At 44.8% G+C, this 21,276-nt stretch carries 15 protein-coding genes; all 15 read left to right on the forward strand.

Annotated elements, in window-relative coordinates; all coding sequences use genetic code 11:
- Nucleotides 1-14 precede the first annotated feature (14 nt).
- Nucleotides 15-1,142, forward strand: coding sequence for a D-TA family PLP-dependent enzyme (locus tag IEX60_RS00950; RefSeq protein ID WP_188746475.1), 1,128 nt, complete (start codon nucleotides 15-17; stop codon nucleotides 1,140-1,142).
- 20 nt (nucleotides 1,143-1,162) lie between these two features.
- Entirely contained in the window at nucleotides 1,163-2,179 is a 1,017-nt protein-coding gene (locus IEX60_RS00955; RefSeq protein WP_188746478.1) for a glycoside hydrolase family 43 protein, read from the forward strand.
- A 13-nt stretch (nucleotides 2,180-2,192) separates the two neighbouring features.
- The gene (locus tag IEX60_RS00960; protein WP_229717339.1) at nucleotides 2,193-4,526 is read left to right on the forward strand and encodes a hypothetical protein; all 2,334 of its coding nucleotides are present in this window, start codon (nucleotides 2,193-2,195) and stop codon (nucleotides 4,524-4,526) included.
- Nucleotides 4,527-4,790: 264 nt separating this feature from the next.
- Complete coding sequence (locus tag IEX60_RS00965; protein ID WP_229717340.1) at nucleotides 4,791-8,024, forward strand: SusC/RagA family TonB-linked outer membrane protein; 3,234 nt, start codon at nucleotides 4,791-4,793, stop codon at nucleotides 8,022-8,024.
- Between the two features lie 12 nt (nucleotides 8,025-8,036).
- Nucleotides 8,037-9,503 (forward strand): RagB/SusD family nutrient uptake outer membrane protein, encoded by a 1,467-nt coding sequence (locus IEX60_RS00970; protein ID WP_188746480.1) that lies wholly within the window; start codon nucleotides 8,037-8,039, stop codon nucleotides 9,501-9,503.
- Between the two features lie 11 nt (nucleotides 9,504-9,514).
- Nucleotides 9,515-10,858 (forward strand): sialidase family protein, encoded by a 1,344-nt coding sequence (locus IEX60_RS00975; RefSeq protein WP_188746482.1) that lies wholly within the window; start codon nucleotides 9,515-9,517, stop codon nucleotides 10,856-10,858.
- Nucleotides 10,859-10,862: 4 nt separating this feature from the next.
- Nucleotides 10,863-12,641: a DUF4350 domain-containing protein gene (locus IEX60_RS00980; RefSeq protein WP_188746484.1), complete on the forward strand. Its 1,779-nt coding sequence runs from the start codon at nucleotides 10,863-10,865 to the stop codon at nucleotides 12,639-12,641.
- A 194-nt stretch (nucleotides 12,642-12,835) separates the two neighbouring features.
- A complete protein-coding gene (locus IEX60_RS00985) occupies nucleotides 12,836-13,891 on the forward strand; it encodes a sialidase family protein (protein ID WP_229717341.1) in 1,056 nt (351 codons plus the stop codon).
- A gap of 5 nt (nucleotides 13,892-13,896) precedes the next feature.
- Nucleotides 13,897-15,396 carry a sulfatase family protein gene (locus IEX60_RS00990; protein WP_188746489.1) on the forward strand — a complete coding sequence of 500 codons (1,500 nt, stop codon included), beginning with the start codon at nucleotides 13,897-13,899 and terminating at the stop codon, nucleotides 15,394-15,396.
- Between the two features lie 49 nt (nucleotides 15,397-15,445).
- Nucleotides 15,446-16,543, forward strand: a complete 1,098-nt coding sequence (locus tag IEX60_RS00995; protein ID WP_188746491.1) for a sialidase family protein — start codon at nucleotides 15,446-15,448, stop codon at nucleotides 16,541-16,543.
- 25 nt (nucleotides 16,544-16,568) lie between these two features.
- Nucleotides 16,569-17,510, forward strand: coding sequence for a dihydrodipicolinate synthase family protein (locus IEX60_RS01000; RefSeq protein ID WP_188746493.1), 942 nt, complete (start codon nucleotides 16,569-16,571; stop codon nucleotides 17,508-17,510).
- A gap of 2 nt (nucleotides 17,511-17,512) precedes the next feature.
- Nucleotides 17,513-18,226, forward strand: a complete 714-nt coding sequence (locus IEX60_RS01005; protein WP_188746496.1) for a GDSL-type esterase/lipase family protein — start codon at nucleotides 17,513-17,515, stop codon at nucleotides 18,224-18,226.
- 1 nt (nucleotide 18,227) lies between these two features.
- Nucleotides 18,228-19,016 (forward strand): SDR family oxidoreductase, encoded by a 789-nt coding sequence (locus IEX60_RS01010; RefSeq protein WP_188746498.1) that lies wholly within the window; start codon nucleotides 18,228-18,230, stop codon nucleotides 19,014-19,016.
- The gene (locus tag IEX60_RS01015) at nucleotides 19,007-19,993 is read left to right on the forward strand and encodes a hypothetical protein (RefSeq protein ID WP_188746501.1); all 987 of its coding nucleotides are present in this window, start codon (nucleotides 19,007-19,009) and stop codon (nucleotides 19,991-19,993) included. Before IEX60_RS01010 ends, IEX60_RS01015 begins: the two co-directional genes overlap by 10 nt.
- Nucleotides 19,986-21,218 (forward strand): MFS transporter, encoded by a 1,233-nt coding sequence (locus IEX60_RS01020; RefSeq protein WP_188746503.1) that lies wholly within the window; start codon nucleotides 19,986-19,988, stop codon nucleotides 21,216-21,218. Before IEX60_RS01015 ends, IEX60_RS01020 begins: the two co-directional genes overlap by 8 nt.
- The last annotated feature ends 58 nt before the right edge of the window (nucleotides 21,219-21,276 follow it).

Raw genomic sequence — 21,276 nt, forward strand, 5'->3', positions numbered from 1 at the left:
AAAAACGTTATCCTATGCAACCCATCGATACTTGGTACAGGATTCGCAAGGAGTCGGATGTCGATTCGCCGGCCTTGTTGGTGTTTCCGGAACGTATTAAACAGAACATCGCGCTCCTGAAAAGCATGATTGATGATCCAAAACGTTTACGGCCGCATGTAAAGACCCATAAGACCAAGGAGATTCTCCAGCTTCAACTCGACGCAGGGATTACCAAGTTCAAGTGTGCCACCCTGGCTGAAGCAGAAATGCTAGGCGAGTGCGGAACCCCGGATGTACTATTGGCATATCCATTGTATGGTCCGAAGCTATCCCTTTTTCTGTCGTTGAAGCAAAAATTCCCAAAAACCAAATTTTCGGCTATTGTAGACCATCCGGAAGCTGCGGATGCATTGTCAGCGGCCGCCGTACAGGAAGGAACGCTTGTTGACGTTTATGTGGACCTGAATATCGGAATGGGCCGTACCGGTATCAAACCCGGAGCGGAGGCGCTTGCCTTGTATCGACAATGCGGGCAATTGGAAGGACTGGCTATTCAAGGCTTCCATGCGTACGATGGCCACGTACACGAACGGGATATTGAAAAGCGGAAGGTGATCTGTGCGCGGAATTTTGAAGCAGTGGACCAGCTCATGCAACAGGTACAGCAGGCCGGGTTCCCAAAGCCACGCGTGGTTATCGGAGGCTCGCCGTCATTTCCGGTTTATGCGGCGTACCCCGATGTGGAATGCAGTCCGGGTACGTTTGTGCTATGGGATAAAGGATATGCCGACGGCCTACCGGACCAGCCGTTTCTTCCTGCAGCGGTATTGTTGACGCGTATCGTGTCTATGCCCGATGTGAACCGGCTGTGTGTGGACCTGGGGCACAAGGCCGTCGCGGCTGAAAATCCATTGGAGCGGAGGGTGTATTTCCTGAATGCCCCCGATCTGAAACCCATTAGCCAAAGTGAGGAACATCTGGTATTGGAAGCACCGTCGGGACATTCGTGGAAAGTGGGCGATGTGCTGTATGGATTGCCCTATCATATTTGCCCCACCGTGGCGCTATACAACTACCTCATGGTAATCGAACAAGGTACCTATGTTGGGCGCTGGGCCGTAGCGAGCAGAAACCGGTTGTCTAAGGTAAACGATTTGTGAATTGTTGCTATTTTTGAGCCATGCAGAAGAAAAGACAGTTTATTCCGTTGGTTATTTTCATGGTTTCCTACCTGTTGGGCGGGCTGTATGCAAGCGCGCAGGAGCAGGTTTCAAAAATACACATAAAGGATCTATCTATACGTGATCCGTATATCTTAGCGGATCAACAAAGTCAGTCCTATATCCTTTATAAATCAGCACCGGTCAAGAATAAACAAGGTGCGGATGCAAGCGGAGTGGTTGCCTACCGGAGTACGGACCTGGAATATTGGGAAGGCCCTTATGTGGTATACACGACGCCGCCGGACAACTGGATCAAGGGTGCGGTATGGGCGCCCGAAGTGCATTCCTATCAAGGAAAATATTACTTGTTTGCTACGCTTAATTCCGATATTGAATGGAAACTGCAACGGGAAGGTTTTCCAAAATACACCTTCAGGGGGACGCAGCTGTTTTATGCAGATAATCCCATGGGACCGTTTCTGCCGTTTGAGGAAAAGTTGCCGCATACGCCGATGGACCGCATGGCATTGGACGGAACGCTGTGGGTTGAAAATGGGATTCCTTATCTGATTTACTGCCACGAATGGGTGCAGATAGAAGATGGTACCCTAGAGTTGGTGCAACTGGAGCGGGACCTTTCAAAAACAGTGGGGCCTTCATTGACACTTTTCCATGCGTCAAGTGCTCCCTGGTCTACCGGAAGCCGTCACGCGGACGGTACGCTCACCTACGTTACAGATGGTTGTTTTCTCTATCGGACCCGGACGGGTAAGCTCTTGATGATCTGGTCCAGCTTCAAAGCGGGAAGTTACGCGATCGGTATTGCGGAGTCTACCACCGGAAAACTGACAGGACCGTGGATACAACAAGAAAAGTTGCTTTTTGATCAGAATGGCGGACATGGTATGTTATTCAAGACATTTGATGGGCGGCTTATGCTGACGTTCCATAGCCCCAATTCACCTTCGGGCGAAGAGCGTGCCAAAATTTACGAAGTGGTTGATACCGGAAATACGTTGGTTTTGAAAGATTAACCGGATGTAACTGATGAATTTTAACCGTAGACAGTTTATTGCTGCTAATGCGGCACTAGGTGGACTCTTATGGCTGAACCAACTGCCTTTTCCCGCTGCGGCCCGCACCATTTCGACCGATAAAGCTGCGTTGCAGGTAAGTCATTTTCCAAATGCGCTATATGCCTTCGTTTGGCGGAATTGGGGGTTGGTGCCGCTGGATCGGATGGCCAATACGGTGGGTGCCACACCCGCGCAGTTGCAATCGATCGCTTCGTTCATGGGGTTGGGGGATGCACCGAAAGTCACGGCTGAACAGTGGGAACGGAGCTACCTTACGGTTATTCGCCGTAATTGGCATCTCTTACCTAAAAGCCAACTTCAGGTATTGATGGGTTGGGATGAAGCCCAGTTGGAATTCACGTTAAAAGAAGACGATTTCTTCTACATCAAGTTAGGAAGCCTAAAACCAGCCTGCCCGCCTGTATACTACAATCAATTATCGGTGCTCGACGAAAAAACTAAAATTTCCTTTATGCAGTTGCTGAAAGCATCGTTTCCGGAAGGGTTGCCAACCGAACAGATGCCTTATTTTCAGTTTGTGAACGAATTGTCGGCACCGTTTACCGATGCGAAAGGAAAATCAACTGAGTCCATTCAGGCCGGTTTCAGCCCCCGGATTGCCTATCCGTATTTTGCGCTCTTTGGCGATCCCTTACTTGATCCGGAGATTGATTCCTATCCAGACGCGTACTTAGAGCGACTGGCTGCGTCGGGGGTAGATAGTATCTGGATGCACATTGTGTTGAGTAAACTTACACCCTTTCCCTGGGATCCTTCCATTAGTACCCACTGGGAACACCGCTTGACCAACCTCAAAGCCCTTACCGAACGGGTGCGGAAACACGGTATCGGCATTTACCTTTACCTGAATGAACCGAGGCATCAGCCGGAAGCCTTTTTTGAGAAATACCCTGATCTTCGTGGCCAAGGCACGGCATTATGTACCTCCCATCCGGCCGTACAGCAATACCTGGAAGGCTCCATCGCGTTGATTGTTGAGCGGGCGCCGCAGCTCGCGGGGTTCTTTTCGATCACAGCGTCCGAAAACCCGACCCACTGCTGGTCGCACGGACAGGGAGATAAATGCCCTAGATGTGCGTTACTGGGCCCGGAAAAAGTAATCAGTACATTAAACAACCTATATACGAAAGGAATTAACCGCGGTTATGCGTCCGCAGTTGCATCGGGAAAAGGTGACGTTGCGGACGGACGTCCGAAGTTGATTATTTGGGATTGGGGTTGGCGGGATGATTGGGCCGCAGGTATCATTCCGGAGTTAACCACCGACCATACCTTACTAATGAGTGTCAGCGAGTGGGAATTGGAGATTGAGCGAGGGGGCGTAAGGAGCAAGGTTGGAGAATATTCCATTTCCGCTATCGGACCCGGTCCCAGAGCCCGGCGGCATTGGGAGATTGCCAAACGGCATGGCCTGAAGACCATGGCCAAGATACAAGCCAATAATTCATGGGAGATCGGAGCGGTTCCCTACATACCCGCTGTGTATAACGTGGCCAAGCATATTGATCAACTCCGGAAGGAGGGCATAGCAGGCATCATGTTGAGCTGGACGCTCGGTGGGTATCCATCGCCTAATCTTGAAGTCGTTTCACTCATGGGGAGCGATCGGAATCTCCCGGCAGATGATGCGATCCGGACGGTCGCTAGGCGTCGTTTCGGAAGTGCAGCAGACGCGATTGTCGGCGCCTGGCGAGACGTTAGCACACATTTCAGCAAATTTCCATACCATATCAGTGTGGTTTATAATGCTCCGCTACAATGTGGGCCGGCTAACTTACTGTGGTCTGAACCGACGGACTACAAAGCCACGATGGTGGGGCTGCCTTATGACGATGTAACCAGTTGGCGGGCCATCTATCCCCCATCTGTTTTCGCGGGATTGCTTCGTGAAATCGGAGAGGCTTTTGCCGAGATTATACGTCGGTTAGACGATGATTGTACAAAGCTGAATTTAAACCAGACGGAGCAAAAAGCCGTACGGCTGGAACGAAATATTATCGAAACGATTTCCATTCATTATCAGAGTATTGCCAATCAAGTTGACTTTATTACCTTAAGAGACCAATTGCCTGACGCGGAATCAGATCGGGCAAGGGTTAAGCGAGCGCTTTCCGAGGTATTGAGCCGCGAAATCAGGCTTGCCCGGCGGATGGCGGCGCTGCAAACCAGCGATTCGCGACTGGGTTACGAAGCCTCCAATCAGTACTTTTATACATCAGCTGATTTATATGAGAAGGTTTTGAATTGTACAGAATTACTGAATAAGTGGGCAGCTGAAATGTAATCAGTCATTTGTTTCTGCCGTGAGTCCTCATGCATACCTAACCTAATAAAACCCTTATAGTACTATTTTTTATAATCAGTGGTACTATTTTTTATCTGTGATTTTAGTGCGAAATATTGTACTACTAATGTAAAGAAAAGTAGTAGGGTACGGTAAATAGCTCCGCTATATTTGAAATGTAATAACCAGTTATAGTGTATCAACTTGTGGGCGAGGGAAGGATGAATGGTAACAGAAATTGCCATACAGGTAAAATGTTAATATATGGTTCAATCATACTTTTATTTATCTAACGATGTTATGAAGAGTGGCTTTATTCAAAAAGGTGGCATTGTCTGTCTTATGTTGTTCTTGTTTTTCCAGATAACTGCGGTGCAAGCTCAATCACAGGTAAGTGGCCGGGTGACAAATACTGCTGGCGAGCCGTTATCAGGTGTCAATGTTACTATGGCAGGAACTGCAGTAGCGACCAATGATCAAGGAGAATATGTGATCAAGGTGCCACCGGGTGCCGAATCGATTGTGTTTTCGTATTTAGGTATGAAAACTCAGGAATTGGCTTTTACAGGTCAGCGTACTATTAATGTCACATTAGAGGCTGATGGGACTAATCTAGACGAGGTTGTCGTTGTGGGCTATGGAACGCAATCGAGAGAAACGTTGACAACGGCCGTTTCAAAAATGGATACCCGGGCATTGGAAAACATCCCTTATTCAAACGCCGCTTCGGCATTGCAGGGGACCGTGTCTGGCGTAAGGGTGCAGAGCACTTCGGGTCAGCCTGGAGCAGCGCCCCGCATTATTGTTCGAGGAGGGACATCCATAAATAACCCCAATGGTGCAGCACCTCTGTATATTATCGATGGAGTTATCAGATCAAATATGAATGATATCAATTCGGATGATATAGAATCCTTGCAAGTTTTAAAAGATGCTGCGTCAACTGCGATATACGGTGCCAGGGGCTCGAATGGTGTTGTAATCATCACTACCAAATCAGGTACCTCAAATAAGACCCGGGTGACTTATTCATATAACTTGACTTCATCAGAAGTTGGTAAGACCTATGATATGGCATCTGCAAGAGATTATATCTATTACAGTAGGATTGGGGCTGTCGCTGCTAACCGGAAAGTGCCCGGTTCTGATCAAGCGTTAGGGCAGCCATCAGCTTGGGGTACGGGGAATGATTTAACTAAAAATACGGGGTTCACCACACAATACCTGACTTCTGAAAATGAGCATAAATTAAACGAAGGCTGGCAAAGTATGCCGGATCCTGTTGATCCTTCGAAGACTATTATTTTTAAGGAAACAGACTGGCAGGATGTTCTGTTTCAACGTGCTATGTCCCATGATCATTATTTGTCCGTTTCAGGCGGGACGGACAAAGCACAGATTAGCGGCAGCGTAGGGTATCTTAAAAGCACCGGCGTGGCAATCACAACGGCTTATGATAGACTATCGGCCAACTTAAGTGGCGATTTGAAGATCAATGATAAACTCACCTTCAATAGTAAATTATTATATACCTACTCTGGCAACAATACGGTGTACAGTGATACGGAACTCTTTTTCCGGTCAGCTGGGTTAGCACCTACTGCCAAATATACCTTTGAAGATGGAACATTGGCTCCGGGTAATGCCAGAAATATGGGGAATCCTGCTTATTATTTGAATAACCGGGATAATAAAAATAGCATAGAGAATCTGAGTGTACTGGCTGGGGCGGAGTGGAGGCCCATTGATGGTTTGACGATATCTCCTCAAGCTTCTTTATATAAAGTTGCCAACGACAATTATGCATTTATTCACTCTTATCTCAATGGTGTGGGCAACTACAATGAAACACGTCCTGCCTCGTCGGCCTATAACAAAACCATGCAGACCCAAGCGGATCTTGTGGCTGCCTATAACAAAGTTTTCGATAAACACGGGATAGACGCGACTGCCGGTTTTTCATTTTTTAGGCGTTATGTTTTTGGATTATCTGCCTCCGGCCAGGGTGCAGCAACGAACTTGATTCCCACGTTGAATGCTTCTTCAACGCCAGTTGCTGTATCAGGTAATGAAAGTAACTTTGCGATGCTCGGTTATTTTGGACGCTTAAACTACAATTATGACCAAAAATACCTTGTGTCCATCACGGGGCGGTACGACGGTGCGTCTAACTTAGGCCAAAATCATAAGTGGGGGTTTTTCCCCGGAGTATCGTTAGGGTGGAATGTACATCGGGAAGATTTCTTTGAACTCATTTCGCCTGTTGTCTCCCAATTGAAGCTGCGTGGAAGCTATGGGGTAAACGGCAACATCAGTGGCTTATCAGATTTCCATGCACAAGGAGCTTATTCGGTTGGAAATCGATATTTGGGAGAATCGGCAATTGAGAATACCGTACTTGCCAATTCTGATTTACGATGGGAACAATCCAAGACATTTGACGTAGGGGTTGATCTTGGATTATTTGATAACCGGATTAGTGTATTGTTTGATTATTACAATCGTACTACCGATGATTTAATCACCAGTTTGACACTGCCTCCATCGACAGGATTTTCGAGTATAACAACTAACCTCGGCAGTTTGCAAAACAGAGGCATCGAAGTTGAATTTACGGCTGCATTAACCCGCAGTGATTCACCATTAGCATGGGATATTTCTTTCAATGCGTCCACTACTAAATCAAAGATATTGAAATTGCCCGAAAACGGAGCCGAGAATAATCGGGTAGGAGGTGTATATGTTTGGGACCCCAGCATCAATGGATATAACTGGTTAGGAGGATTGCAGGAAGGAGGACGAATAGGTGATTTCTTTGCGTGGCAACAAGTTGGAATTTATTCGACTGATGAGGAAGCAAAATCGGCACCAATTGATCAAACTATGCCTTTCGCTGACAAAACCAAATATGGTGGAGACGTTAACTATTTAGATTTGGATAGGAATGACACACTTGATACACGCGACTTGGTTTATCAGGGGAATCCATATCCAACCCTGACCGGTGGATTTTCAACTTCGCTGTCTTACAAGGGAATTGGCCTGTATATCAGAATGGATTATACTAAGGGGCACACCATTTATAATTATGCTAAGATATTTCAAAGCGGAACATGGGCGGGAAATCTGAATATCCCGCAAGAAATGGTTGACAAGGCCTGGAAGCAAGAAGGAGATATCGCTACCCGATCTCAATATATCCCCGGCACCGCAAATTATAGTTACTGGCGAGGCAGCGCCTATCATTTGACTTCCACCAATTCCGAATTTTATGAACGGGGGGATTTCCTTTGTCTACGTGAAATTACACTTAGCTACAATTTACCCCAATGGATCGCCAATAAAATAAAATTAAACGATATACGCTTAAATCTAACAGCGAACAACCTTTTTTATTTCACGGACTATACAGGAATGAACCCTGAAGATGGGGGACTAGACCAAGGTCGATATCCGATGCCGCGAAGCCTGATTTTTGGAATTAAACTAGGGTTATAAATGACAAGAACGATGAAAAAGAGTCTAAAAATAATTATAGTTGGCATACATATAGGCCTCTTAGGTGGGTTGAGTTCATGCGAAACTGCATTATCGCCCGATCCAACAAGCGTCATTACGAATGCATCTTTTTGGAAGACAGAAGATGATGCGAACGGTGCACTCACCGGCTTGTATGTAAAATTAAGGAGCCTGGCTAATCTCAATCTGTTTATCTGGGGTGAAGCACGTAGCGAGGTAATGGAATGGGGGCGGTTAAGTGGCACGTTGGATTATGACCGTTATTATAATAATACCTTGAATCCGACATCGGCGGGGCCAACTTGGCAAACGATTTATAGTGCGATTAATGACTGTAATTTAATTCTTCAGTATGTTCCGGGAATCAGTTTTGCCTCGGAGCAAAGTCGCAATACTATCATTGCACAGGCTTATACTGCGCGGGCTTTTCTGTACTTTGTTTTAGCACGTACATGGGGTGAAGTTCCCATTCGTACCGAACCATTGGAGGGATATTCGCCAGATGATATACATAAAGCACGCGCTAGCTTGGTGGATGTATTTCAGCTTATCAAACAAGATATCCAAACTGCTGAATCACTATATGCAGACAATTCCTTCCCCGGGGGAAGTAGAAATTACTGGACCAAGCCAGGGCTTTACGCGTTGAAAGCAGACGTATACCTTTGGACGGGAAAAAAGCTGGATGGAGGCGAAACTGATTTTAATGTGGCTATCGAGGCTTGCAATCAGGTTGGACAGGCAGATGTAGCGTTACTTCCCAATTTTGGTGATTTGTTTAAATACGATAATAAGAATAACAAGGAAATAATCATGGCTATTGGAAACAAGGAGTTTGAGGTTGGCAACAATTATTTCTATAACATGTATTCTGCCCGTCTTCCCAACGATCTGGATCCGATAACAGGAGAAGTGATAGGACAGACATCGGGTGGTGTAGTTTGGACAGTCACCGACTTGGTAAAGGATCAATTTACTGATGAGGATACGCGAAAGGATGCATCATTTATCGAATGGCAATCTGAAACGTTTTATCCTACCCTTATTGTCAAGGGGCGGGGTGTGTTGATATCGGGAGTTAGGTATTTTACGAGCGATTTTATTGTCTATCGTTATGCTGATGTTTTATTAATGAAAGCGGAAGCCAAGAATGCGATTGGACAGAATCCGGAGGAAGAAATCAATCAGATCAGACAACGAGCATTCCAGACTAATTTTGAAGATTATCGGTTTGTCAATGGATCTCCATCGGCTAATGACGACGCCATTTTGAAGGAACGGCTTCTTGAGCTTGTTTTCGAAGGCAAACGTTGGTGGGATTTAAACCGTTTTGATAAGGCTTTTGAAATAGTTCCTTCCCTTCAGTCACGTCAACAAGACCGATATTTAGAATATTTCCCGATTTCAGAGCAAGTGCTAAGCCTTGAACCAATGGTTAAACAAACAGCTGGATATTAAAACCAAATTAGATGAAAGCTTTATTCACAAACGCGATGCTGGGACTTGTGGCACTCAGCTGCCATCAATCCTCCGATGTCCCGATGACAGAATGGCAGGAGCAGGGAATTGCTTCTTATGCAGAAATTCAGCATGGTTTACCAACCTATGAGGGTGTGACAGGTGTTTATAAACGAAAAAATGAGGCCAACTTAACAGTTTCATTAGCGGAACCGTCTGTTGTAAGCGTGGCCGATCAGGAATATGGTTGGGGTTACTTTCAGTTTCCTAACATATATCGGGCACTGGATGGACGGTTGGTAGCGTCTTGGAACATGGGGGCAGATGCGGCCGAAAGCTATGGAAAGGGGCTTAATAGCTTTGCTGTTTCGAGTGATGAAGGAAAAACGTGGGAAGAAGTGGAAGGAGAGATGCCTTTGGGTGGGGGGCTCGTGTTGAAAGATGGCACATCCATTAAAAACCATACGCCAGTAGCGTTGAAAGTGTCTGAGCTGGATTTGCCCAAACCTGTTGATTCCAACAAGGAAGCCTACGGTAGGAGCTTTGCGTATTATCGTATGTCCGAGCTTCCAGATACCTTGCGTGGCGTATACATCGCTCGGCTCAGTCCTGGCAACAGCCGTTGGAATGTGGAACACAATGTGCTGAATGATCCAGAGGCATTGCGATATACGGATGGTAACTTATTTCCTGTAGTTTGGTGGGGCGATATGCGCATAGAGGCCGACGGTAGTGTTGCAACTGTTACGTATCCCAGCTTCTATGAGGTGTCAGGTAAGGTACCTGCGGCCGGAGTCAGTTTCTACCGTTCAAAGGATGGGGGTAAGTCTTGGGATATCGTGAGCAAAATTCCTTATCAACCCGACTTGAAGCTTGATTCCAATGGAGGTAAACGGCTTTCCTTAGGATTTACGGAACCTGCTTTTGAGATTCTCAAAGACAGTACTTATCTGTGTGTCATGCGTACTACGGATGGTTTGGGAAATAGTCCGATGTATTTGAGTAGTTCGGATGATCGTGGAAGAACATGGACCAAACCGCAAGTTTTTACCAGCTCTGGTGTATTACCCAAATTGTTGCAGTTGGACAATGGCGTATTGGTATTGGCTTCCGGTAGACCGGGGATGCAGCTTCGGTTTTCCACCGATGGCAAGGGCCACAAGTGGACAGACCCATTTGAAATGCTTCCGTTTGAAGGACAGAAGGAGCAGGTTTCATGTGGATATCCAGACTTGCTGCCCTTGGGGCCTAATCGTTTCTTAGTGATCTATTCTGATTTTTCCCATAAAAATGAAAAAGGGGAAATTAGAAAGGCTATAAAAGTGAGAGAGGTAACGGTGGAGCAAGTCGAATAACGGCATGATGCAAAAAGGAAATATAAATATAGTTCGGTGGCTTCGAATTGGTTTGATTTGGTTATCTTGCTTATCGATAACCCTTAGCTATGCTAAATGGTCTCAATCCATTCAAATGGGAGGGGATAGTGTGTTATGGTTCAATCCTCATTCATCTGAACGGACGCGATTACTTTTCGACTATTATCATCACGGGTTGCCCAATACCAAAGTAGGTAACCACCTAATTACCGGAAGTTGGGTGGATAATGACGGGCGTTATGGATGGGATGACTTCGTGCATACCAATACTTTTGATCATGCCTATACGATATTGGAAGAGGAATTTACCATTGGTGCAAATCGGCAACCCTACAAAGAAAACCTGTTGCAAACGACGGATGGAGTGGTGATTATTGCTGCAGATAATCCAAAGTTGATTCCTCGTTCGAAACTGATCAGTGATGAGGAAATCACGGCCTTGCGAAACTTCGTCAACCGGGGAGGGAGTCTGATGTTGATGTTGAATGGTGGTGGAGCAGGGAGGTTTTCGGAATCATTTGAATCAAAACAAGTCCGGAAACTTGTTAATGGCTTTGGGTTGGATTGGAATGATGATGATACGCATTATTCGGATAATGTGTTGCCTAAGGGACATCCTTATTTTTATGATGTACCAACGTTTCATTATGGGGCAGGTTGCACATTGAAAATTTTACCTGAAGCAAGCCGACCCGAGGTATTACTTAATGTTTATGCTGATGAAGGGTATCCAGATCGTTCGGTTAATGGACCAGGAATTGTAATGACGAGACCTGGCCGTGGTAAATTCATTTTGGTTGGCGATGCTGGCTCATGGACGGGAAACCTATCCAGACCTTGGGCAGAGAATGAGCGCGTGCTGAAGCAACTTTTCCGGTATATGAAACCTGATCAAGGAGTGCAAGCAGCAACCTATGAACTAGGTAAGCCGCTAATCTATGATGTTACCGTAGCGGGAATGCAGGCAATACCATTAGCTAATACACTTTCAGGGGTATCCCGGCCCCTGTATAAGTCCTTTTCTCCAAGGCCCATTACTGATATGCCGTTCATTGAATCAACTGCTTCGATAACGCTCATTCCGCGTGCTGAAACCGACTTAAAATCGATTCGTGCAGAAGGAATAGTTTCCGATTTTCAATGGTTTGACAGGCCAACTACATCTAGTGAGGAACAAACGTTTTCCTTGATGATCAGTAAACAGGGTAAAGTTTCAGATTTGGAGGCGAGTGGTGAACATGCACGGTGGCTCGCTCCAGACCTTCCGGCATTGATCGCATTGCTTCCTGTTGACGGGATACGTCCCGGCGATTCTTGGGAATCTATTGAAAATTTACGTATTCCTAATTTACGTGGCACGGATCTTCCAACAGTTAAGCTAACGAATATCGATATACACTATGTGAAAAATGACGTATGTGGCGACAAGGATTGCAGGCTTTTACAATCATCCGGCGAGATGTGGCTCGACGATTTAGGTATAAAAGTAACCGATCTTCTTCCGGAAGAAGAGGTAAAACGCGTAGGGGGTAGTAACTATCGCTATTTCAATAAGCGCGGCGGCAAACTCCTATTCAAGCGAGAACAATGGGTCGATATGCAATCGGGTATGGTAGTTAAGGCACGACTGCAGACGAGAGTGATCGCATGGATTCAGGATACGAGAAAGCCCGTAGCGACGAATAACGCGGATAAAGATAATGAGATGATCGTTTCATTGGCTAATATAACGACATTTAGTTTAAATGAAGCCCATAGATAGTATTTTTAGTCGAGAAGAATTGTTCAATATTTTAGGTTTTGGTTTAATAGGTCAACGATATGTTTATTAAAAGGATGCGATTAGTAGTCACTTTGATTGGATTAATTTGGTTGCAATGTGCTTATAGCAACATTCAGCGGGACACAATTCCTGTAGTACGAAAGGTCAAAGATGTGTTGATATATAAAGATACAATGTATCATAATGCTTTCCCTTCCATTATCAAGCAACCGGACGGGGAACTCCTTGTTGCTTTTCGTCGGGCTCCTGACAGGAAGGTATTTGGAGAATCGATAACCAGTCATGTTGATCCAAACAGTTATTTGGTGGCCGTGCGGTCACGGGATGGGGAACACTGGTCTCCGGAACCGGAACTGATTTATGCGCACCCATTTGGTGGGTCTCAAGATCCCTGTCTATTACAACTCCGTGACGGGAGTATTCTCTGCGCCAGTTATGGATGGGCTTTCCTGCGCCCTGAAGGAATGTCTAATCTGAAGCAGCCTTATTTTGAGGCTGGGGGCGCGATATTTTTAGGTGGCTATCTACTACGGTCGACCGATGGTGCAAAAACTTGGCAGGGGCCTATATATCCGCCGCACATTGAGCCGGAAATTAATTACAATGCAATGGGCAAGCCGCTTCCTGCTTATAACCGGGGCGCGCTATATGAGGGAAAGGACGGTCGTATCTTTTGGGTGGTTGCTGCTAGTGACGCAAACAAACCCAATAAAAAGACATCCAATTATCTGCTTATATCTGAAGATAAAGGACTCACCTGGAAATACAGCAGCGTGGTTGCTACTGACAGTCAAGCCTCATTTAATGAGACATCTGTATATGAAACTCCTAAAGGTGATATCGTCGCTTTTCTCCGCACAGCCAATATGGACGATCAGGCTTGTATTGCGCGATCAACGGATGGAGGTAAGAGTTTCGGGAATTGGGAAAAAATGGGTTTTCAGGGGCATCCCTTGCAGGCCATGCGATTACCCGATAATCGGGTGCTTTTAGTGTACGGATATCGACATAAACCTTATGGTATCCGGGCAAGGATTCTCAATCCGGAATGTACCGATTATGCAACGGCACCGGAAATCATACTGAGGGAAGATGGCGGGGGTACGGATTTAGGATATCCCTGGTCCGTACAATTAGATACGAATCATGTGTTGGTTGTTTATTACTACAATATAAATAACGGACCACGGCATATAGCAGGTACCCTTCTTGAGATACCAAGTAAGTAGTTCACATGAAGTGCAGCAGAAGTATATTTTATTTAAAGAGTATTATCATATTTCTGCTTTTCTGCGGTTATAGGCCGGTTGAGCGCAAACCAAACATATTACTTATCATCTCGGAGGACCACGGTCAACATTTATCCTGCTACGGAGACTCTGTTATCCAGACCCCTCATTTGGATGCGCTTGCAGATGAGGGTGTCTTATTTTACAATGCTTATGTAACACAATCCGTCTGTAGCCCCTCCCGCAGCTCAATATTATCTGGCTTATACCCACATCAAAATGGGCATTTGGGATTGGCCACGCATGGATATCATTATGTAGGAGCTGTTGAGAATATCTACCGGATTCTAAAACGAGAAGGGTATAGAACAGGAATGATCGGAAAATTACACGTGAATCCAGAAAGTGATTTTCCAATTGATTATCATCCAATTAAGGATTCGAATTTTGAAAAACGTTCATTGAAAAGATATAGCGAATATGCACGTGACTTTATCAATGCATCCGATGCGCCCTTTTTTCTGATGGTAAACTTCCCCGATGCCCATTGGCCGTTTCAAGCGCAGGTGGAACAACGACCCTTAAAAACGGTATCACCAGATGATATATCGGTTTTTCCATATATCGGATGGGACAATAAAACCATAAGAACCTATGTTGCGAATATTTACAACTGTATTTTACGATTGGACCAATGCATCGGAGAACTTGTACAAATGCTGACAGAATCGGGAAAGGAAGATAACACATTGGTGATTTATTTGTCTGATCATGGAGACCAGATGGCGCGGGGAAAATACGATGTCTATGAGGCTTCCAATCGTATACCCTTCATTGTTAAATGGCCCGGTGAAACCCAACGAGGCATGGTTTCTGAATCTTTGGTGTCCACTGTAGATATTGTTCCAACAATATTAGACGCACTTGATTTAGAGAAATCGGATGCCATGACAGGATCAAGTTTACTGCCTCTTCTGAAGAATCCCAATCATCGATTTAGAAAATACCTATTCACGGAAAAAAATTGTGATTATAAAGAATCTTACTTTCCGCGTAGAGCCGTCCGCGATCATCGCTTTAAGTTAATCTATACGCTTCTATCCGATAGGACTAATCCATTAGCAACTTCTTATTTATCAGACCTGTCAAATCCCGTGTTTATGGGTGGCCCCAAGCGGAAGGAGCTGATAGGTTCACCCGATATTATAAAAAAAATGTATGACGACTGGGAAAGACCTGCTCAAATTCAACTATATGATCTCCAAAACGATCCGTGGGAATATAACAATGTTTCTGAAGATCCACGTTTTTTAAAAGAAAAAGAGCGACTATTTAGAGCACTGAAGCAATGGCAAAAAGATACTGACGATCCGTTGCGCTTTCCGGATAAGTTGAAATTGCTCACTATAGAACACGATACAATCTCGACTTCCAGTAACAAAAAGAACTGGAATTATCCGAGTTATCTATATGGCCAGAAAGGAGAAAATAGCAGAGGGTATTGAAAGAAGGTTTGAGTGCTTTAAATAATGTTTCAAGACAACAATTAAATCGATGATTGCTACAATTTGTACTTTTTTATTGGGCGGCCTGTTGTTGGTTGACCCAATTGCTCATCTTAGCAATGTAGAGCCCCCTATTTATCGTGCGGAAATTAAAGAAAGGTATATTTCTGTAGACAGTGTATGTGCTTGGCCCAATTTAACCATGTTGGGTGATAGTACAATCATTGCCACCATTTTTAATAAACCTTCTCATGGCTTGGTGGAAGGTGATGTGGAATGCTGGGCAAGTAAGGATGGGACCGACTGGAAAAAACATGGAACTCCTGCACTGCACGATGCAACAGCGACCACCCGGACGAATGTGGCTGCTGGATTAACAAAGCATGGTGATTTGCTGGTTTTGTCATCCGGCTGGTTACTTAAGCCTGCAGAGGCACCTAACCCTTCAAGAGGAGCTATTATCAAAGCATGGATTTCCCGGTCTTCAGACGGAGGGAAAACTTGGACGGTTGATAAACACTCATTTCCCCCGGCAGAGAAAGGAAGGACGGAATATATTCCATTTGGTGATATTTTCATTGCGGATGATGGATCATTGCGGACAACGTGCTATTCAATTACAAGGGACCGGAGGGAAGATAAGGTGACTTTATTTCGAAGTGACGACGATGGATATACTTGGAAAAAGATGGTTGATATCATTGAACAACATAACGAAACAGCCCTTTTTCGGGTAAAAGATAACGTTTGGCTAGCTGCTGCAAGGAGCTCAACCGAAGCACATGTCAACTTGTTCCGTTCCGAAGACGACGGTTATACATGGCAAAAAATTAGGGCAATAACGGAATTGCGGCAGATCCCAGCGCATATTATGTTGTTGAAAGGGGGGCAGTTATTGCTGACCTACGGTAACCGTAATGCTGGCAGATTCGGTATTAAAGCCAAAGTAAGTGACGATAATGGAATCACGTGGAGTCAAGAAATAACGTTGATAGATGACCTATCAAGCGGAGATTCAGGATATCCATCCAGCGTGCAGCTTGCTTCCGGAGAAATCGTGACGGCATATTATGCCGCCGGAACCACCGCCCACCATCGTTATCACATGGGAACAGTCAAGTGGATATTGGAAAAAGCTGAAAAATAATAAAAGCATATTTATCGTAATCCATATGTTCGCAAATCCATTACAACCCAATACGCTGAAAGGAGTTTGGGGAACGTTGCAGATTCCTTTTAACACCGATGATACCATTGATTACCCGCTTCTGAATGAAGGGATCGATTTTTTGGTGAGAACATCACTACATGGTATCTATTCCAATGGCACGGCTGGAGAATTTTATAATCAGACGGAAGTGGAGTTTGATAAAATCAATGAAATGCTGGCAGAACGGTGTAAAAGAACGGAGCGTGCATTTCAGATCGGTGCTAGTCATATGAGCCCCATTATTTCCCTAGAACGAATCAGACGTGCCAAGGCGCTGAATCCACAGGCATTTCAGGTAATTTTTCCCGATTGGCTACCGATGACAATTGAAGAACAAATTCTTTTTATGATCAAAATAGCTGAGGAGGCGAATCCAATACCCATTGTACTTTATTTACCCGGGCATGCGAAGACAAAGTTAAGTGTGAAGGATTTGGAATACCTTTCCGATCATATTCCTGGTCTTATAGGCATTAAGATCGCAATGATTACTCCGGACCGATATGCGGATATGAGAAAACTGAATCAAAGGATGTCCGTGTTCATTCCTGGACATCATCTAGCAACCGGAATAAAGGAGAAGATTGGATCTGGTTCTTATTCCAATGTAGCTTGCATTAATCCAGACGCTGCCCGAAAATGGTATGACATCATGCTATCTGATGTGGAAAGAGGCATGCTGATTGAAAATATGGTAAGGAAATTCTTTGATGAGGAAATCATCCCGTTAGCCTCAAGGGGGTACTCCGACCCCGCTTTGGATAAATTGTTAGCTGCTGTGGGAGGTAAAATACCGGCAAATACCCGATTACGCTGGCCATATAAGAGCGCTGATGATAAACAAGTCGTTGCAGTGCGTGCTGCTGCAAGAAAGATATTACCCGATTTTTTTGATATACAGTAGCGATGCAATATAATATGCTGAAATCTATATCATTTGTTGTGTTTCTGCTTTATGTGGCCAACGCTGCTGCCCAATCGACATGGGATAGCCTATATAGGCCGGATATTTATCCGTTTCTTGTGGAGCAATCCCGACAATATTCACGATCCGAAAATGACATTATTTTCTTGGGGAACAGTATTACGTTTTGGGGGAATTGGACAGAAATGTTGAATAATCGATATGTCAGGAATCGGGGGATACCCGGAGATATAACCTATGGTGTGTTGGAAAGACTGCCATACATTGCGGAAGGTCATCCCGACCGTATTTTTATTATGATCGGAATTAATGATCTTGCACGTAATATTCCAGATCGTGTTATCTTAACTAATTATCGACGTATGATTAGAATAATTAAGGAAATTTCACCAAAAACAAAAATCTATTTTCATACGCTGCTTCCAACAAATGAGTCATTTGAAAAATTGAAAAGTCACTATGGTAAGGCAAAACACATACTGGATATCAATGCCGAATTGAAAATGCTGGGTACGAATGAATCGATACAAGTAATCGATCTATATAAGTACTTCGTCGGTTCCGATGGAAGGCTAAAATCTGTTTACACCTGGGATGGTGTGCACTTGACAGCGGCAGGTTATCGTTTGTGGCTCGACATTCTCAAAGAAAATGGATGTTTGCCTTCCGGTCAAAAGTTAACATCAACAAATTGATATGATTGCCGCAAATTCATTGTTTGACTTAGAAAATAGAACCATCTGGGTATTAGGTGGGGCAGGATATTTAGGTACTGCTGTTACGCTGTTATTAGCAAAAATGGGAAGCAATGTGGTATGCATAGACATGGGAGGTAAAGCTGAAAAACTGATCCAAGAAACCACATTATCGACAAAGATTACCGGGATCAGTTTAGATGCTAACAAGTTGGATGCAGTATCTTCTTTTATTGAAAATGAGTTAATGCATCAAAAGTGCCCCCATGGGTTTGTTAATCTAACCTATGCATCCAGTAACCGGCGATTTGAGGAATTGACTTACGCTGAATTTGATGAAGTAAACCACAGTGGAATCACAGCCCCTTTTTTCATCAGCAGGCTTATTGGTCAAAAAATGGCTGCAAATGGTGGCGGCAGTATTGTACTTTTTTCCAGTATGTATGGTATCGTGGCGCCTTACCCTTCGGTGTATCGTCAGCCCATGAATAAAAATCCGATAGAATACGGTATTGGGAAAGCGGCAATCAGTCAGATGGCCAAATATATGGCAGTCCATTGGGCGAGTCAACATGTACGGTGCAATTGCGTCGCTCCCGGACCTTTCCCGAACCCAATGGTGCAAAGTCAGCATCCGGATTTCGTTGAACGATTAAAGGACAAGGTGCCGATGCAACGCGTTGGTAGACCAGATGAAATAGCCGGGGTCGTAGCTTTCTTATTAGCCGATGCTTCCTCCTATATGACGGGGCAGACACTTGTTGTAGATGGGGGGTGGACATGTTGGTAATCGAATGTAAAAAGGTTAAGTTTTTATCAATATTGATAGTGGGTGGGTTTATACTGCTTTCAACTGTAGTACTTGCTGATCCGAAAATAATTCCAGATATGAGAAACGACGAACCATTGTCTGATTTGCGTTCCCTGTTACACACAGAAAAAGAATGGATTAAAGTACATGTAGCCGAATTCCTCATTTGGGAAAACGAATATACGGATGAGGTAAAAAATGTGTTTTTGGAGGAAGAACGTCAATTTAGAAATACGCCGAAATATAGAATTGGCATTTGGCGGGTACTGGCGCAGGTGGCCCAAACCAAGCAAGAACGTTGGAAATGGGAAAATAAAATTGTTGAAGTCTACTCTAACCCCACCAGCCCCGATCGCCCTCATGCCATTGAAACGTTGGCCAAGTTGAAACATGCCGCGCCGGGAATTTCACCCGATTGGGTAAGACAAATTAAGGATTCGGTTATTGACCCATTTGCAATCTATCGGCTTTGGAACGCTGCTTATAATCAGGAAGTAGGGATGGACTCGGTCAGAGCAACTTGCATTTCCTTGTTGGCCACATCTATACGGGAGGAACGTGACGAGCTTATTCCGGTTATTTCATATGTATTTCGTTATCTAAAGCCTTTTGAGATCGCGGACTGGGATAAAATCAAAACGGTTGCAATGGGATTTCAGGGAGATGAATCGGTTTATGCCAATTTGTTAGCTACTGCTTGGTTGACGGTGCCGGATTCAGCAGTCGGAGAGCTACAGCCTATAAAGAACAGGTTAACAGTGTTTTTAGATGAGAAAATACATTTATTGCAGGTTTTTAGTGCTTTTGCTGAAAAAGGAGGCGCTAACGAATTGAATCAATTGATAAGGATATATACCGAAATATCGGATAGAAATTTGCAAGAATATGATGCCGATGTCCATGCGATGGCAGCTTATGCGATTGTAAAAATAAAGGGAAGGTTGATTAATGACTAATCGAAAATTTTACCCCTGGTTTTTAGTAGCACTTCTGTGCATAGTTGGGGCGCTTAATTATCTCGACCGTATGACGATTACCACCATGCGGTCAAGCATCGTTGAAGCCATCCCCATGACGGATGCTGAATTCGGTTTGTTAACATCTGTCTTTCTTTGGGTATACGGGTTTGCCAGTCCGTTTGCGGGCTATCTTGCCGATCGATTTAATCGAAGTAAGGTCATTATCGGTAGTTTATTCTTTTGGTCGTTGGTTACGTGGTTGACCTCGATGGCAACTTCCTTTGAACAATTATTGGCGGCGAGGGCGTTAATGGGAATCAGTGAGGCATGCTATATTCCCGCTGCGATGGCATTGATTATGGATTGGCATACCGGCAGTACAAGGTCTACAGCTACCGGTATCCATGTGGCTGGAGTCATGGTTGGTCAAAGCCTCGGTTTTATCGGCGGATGGTTGGCGGAAGCGCATAGTTGGAATCACGCTTTCAGTATTTTCGGTATTGTTGGCATTGGGTATGCCTTTGTCTTAGTGTTTTTCCTGCACGACCGGAAAGCTGAAATCAAGGCAGGGGATTTGGATACCCATCAGCAAGAAGCTCAAACAGATCTTAGGGAGGCACTGAAGCGATTATTCGGTGATACTTCTTTCATCATGGTTTTGATCATCTGGGGAATAGCCGGAGCGATCAGTTGGATGGTAAGCGGCTGGTTGCCCACTTTCTACAAGGAAAGATTTAACCTTTCCCAAACGGAGGCAGGTATTTATTCCACGGCCTATTTTTTCCCGGCTATGCTGGTCGGCGTCATTGGCGGTGGGGCGTTGGCCGACTGGTGGTCTAAGACGAATTCCAGGGCACGGATGTGGTTGCCTGCCATCGGGTTCCTCATTGCAGTACCTGCTGTTTTTGTAGCCAGCTACACGATGCTGCTATGGGTAACAGTTATCGGTTTCTTGGTGTATGCATTAACACGGCCATTTATTGACGCCAACATGATGCCCATCTTGGGTATGATTGCAGATAAACGCTATCTTGCAACGGGTTACGGCTTTTTGAATCTGTGTAGTTGCGTTATTGGTGGGATCGGGATTTATATTGCCGGAGCTTTGCGGGATGAACAAGTAAATCTTACGCTGATATTTCAGTTAGCCGCGTTAAGCATGGTAGTCTGCGCACTGTTATTATTCCGGCTAAAACCTAAAGCCAAGCCAATCGATGAATAATGTAAGCCTCATCACCGATAAAGAACAAACCGAGTATAACGAGCGCATAAATAATTTA

This window comes from Parapedobacter defluvii, assembly GCF_014642075.1.
Classification (GTDB): Bacteria; Bacteroidota; Bacteroidia; order Sphingobacteriales; family Sphingobacteriaceae; genus Parapedobacter; species Parapedobacter defluvii.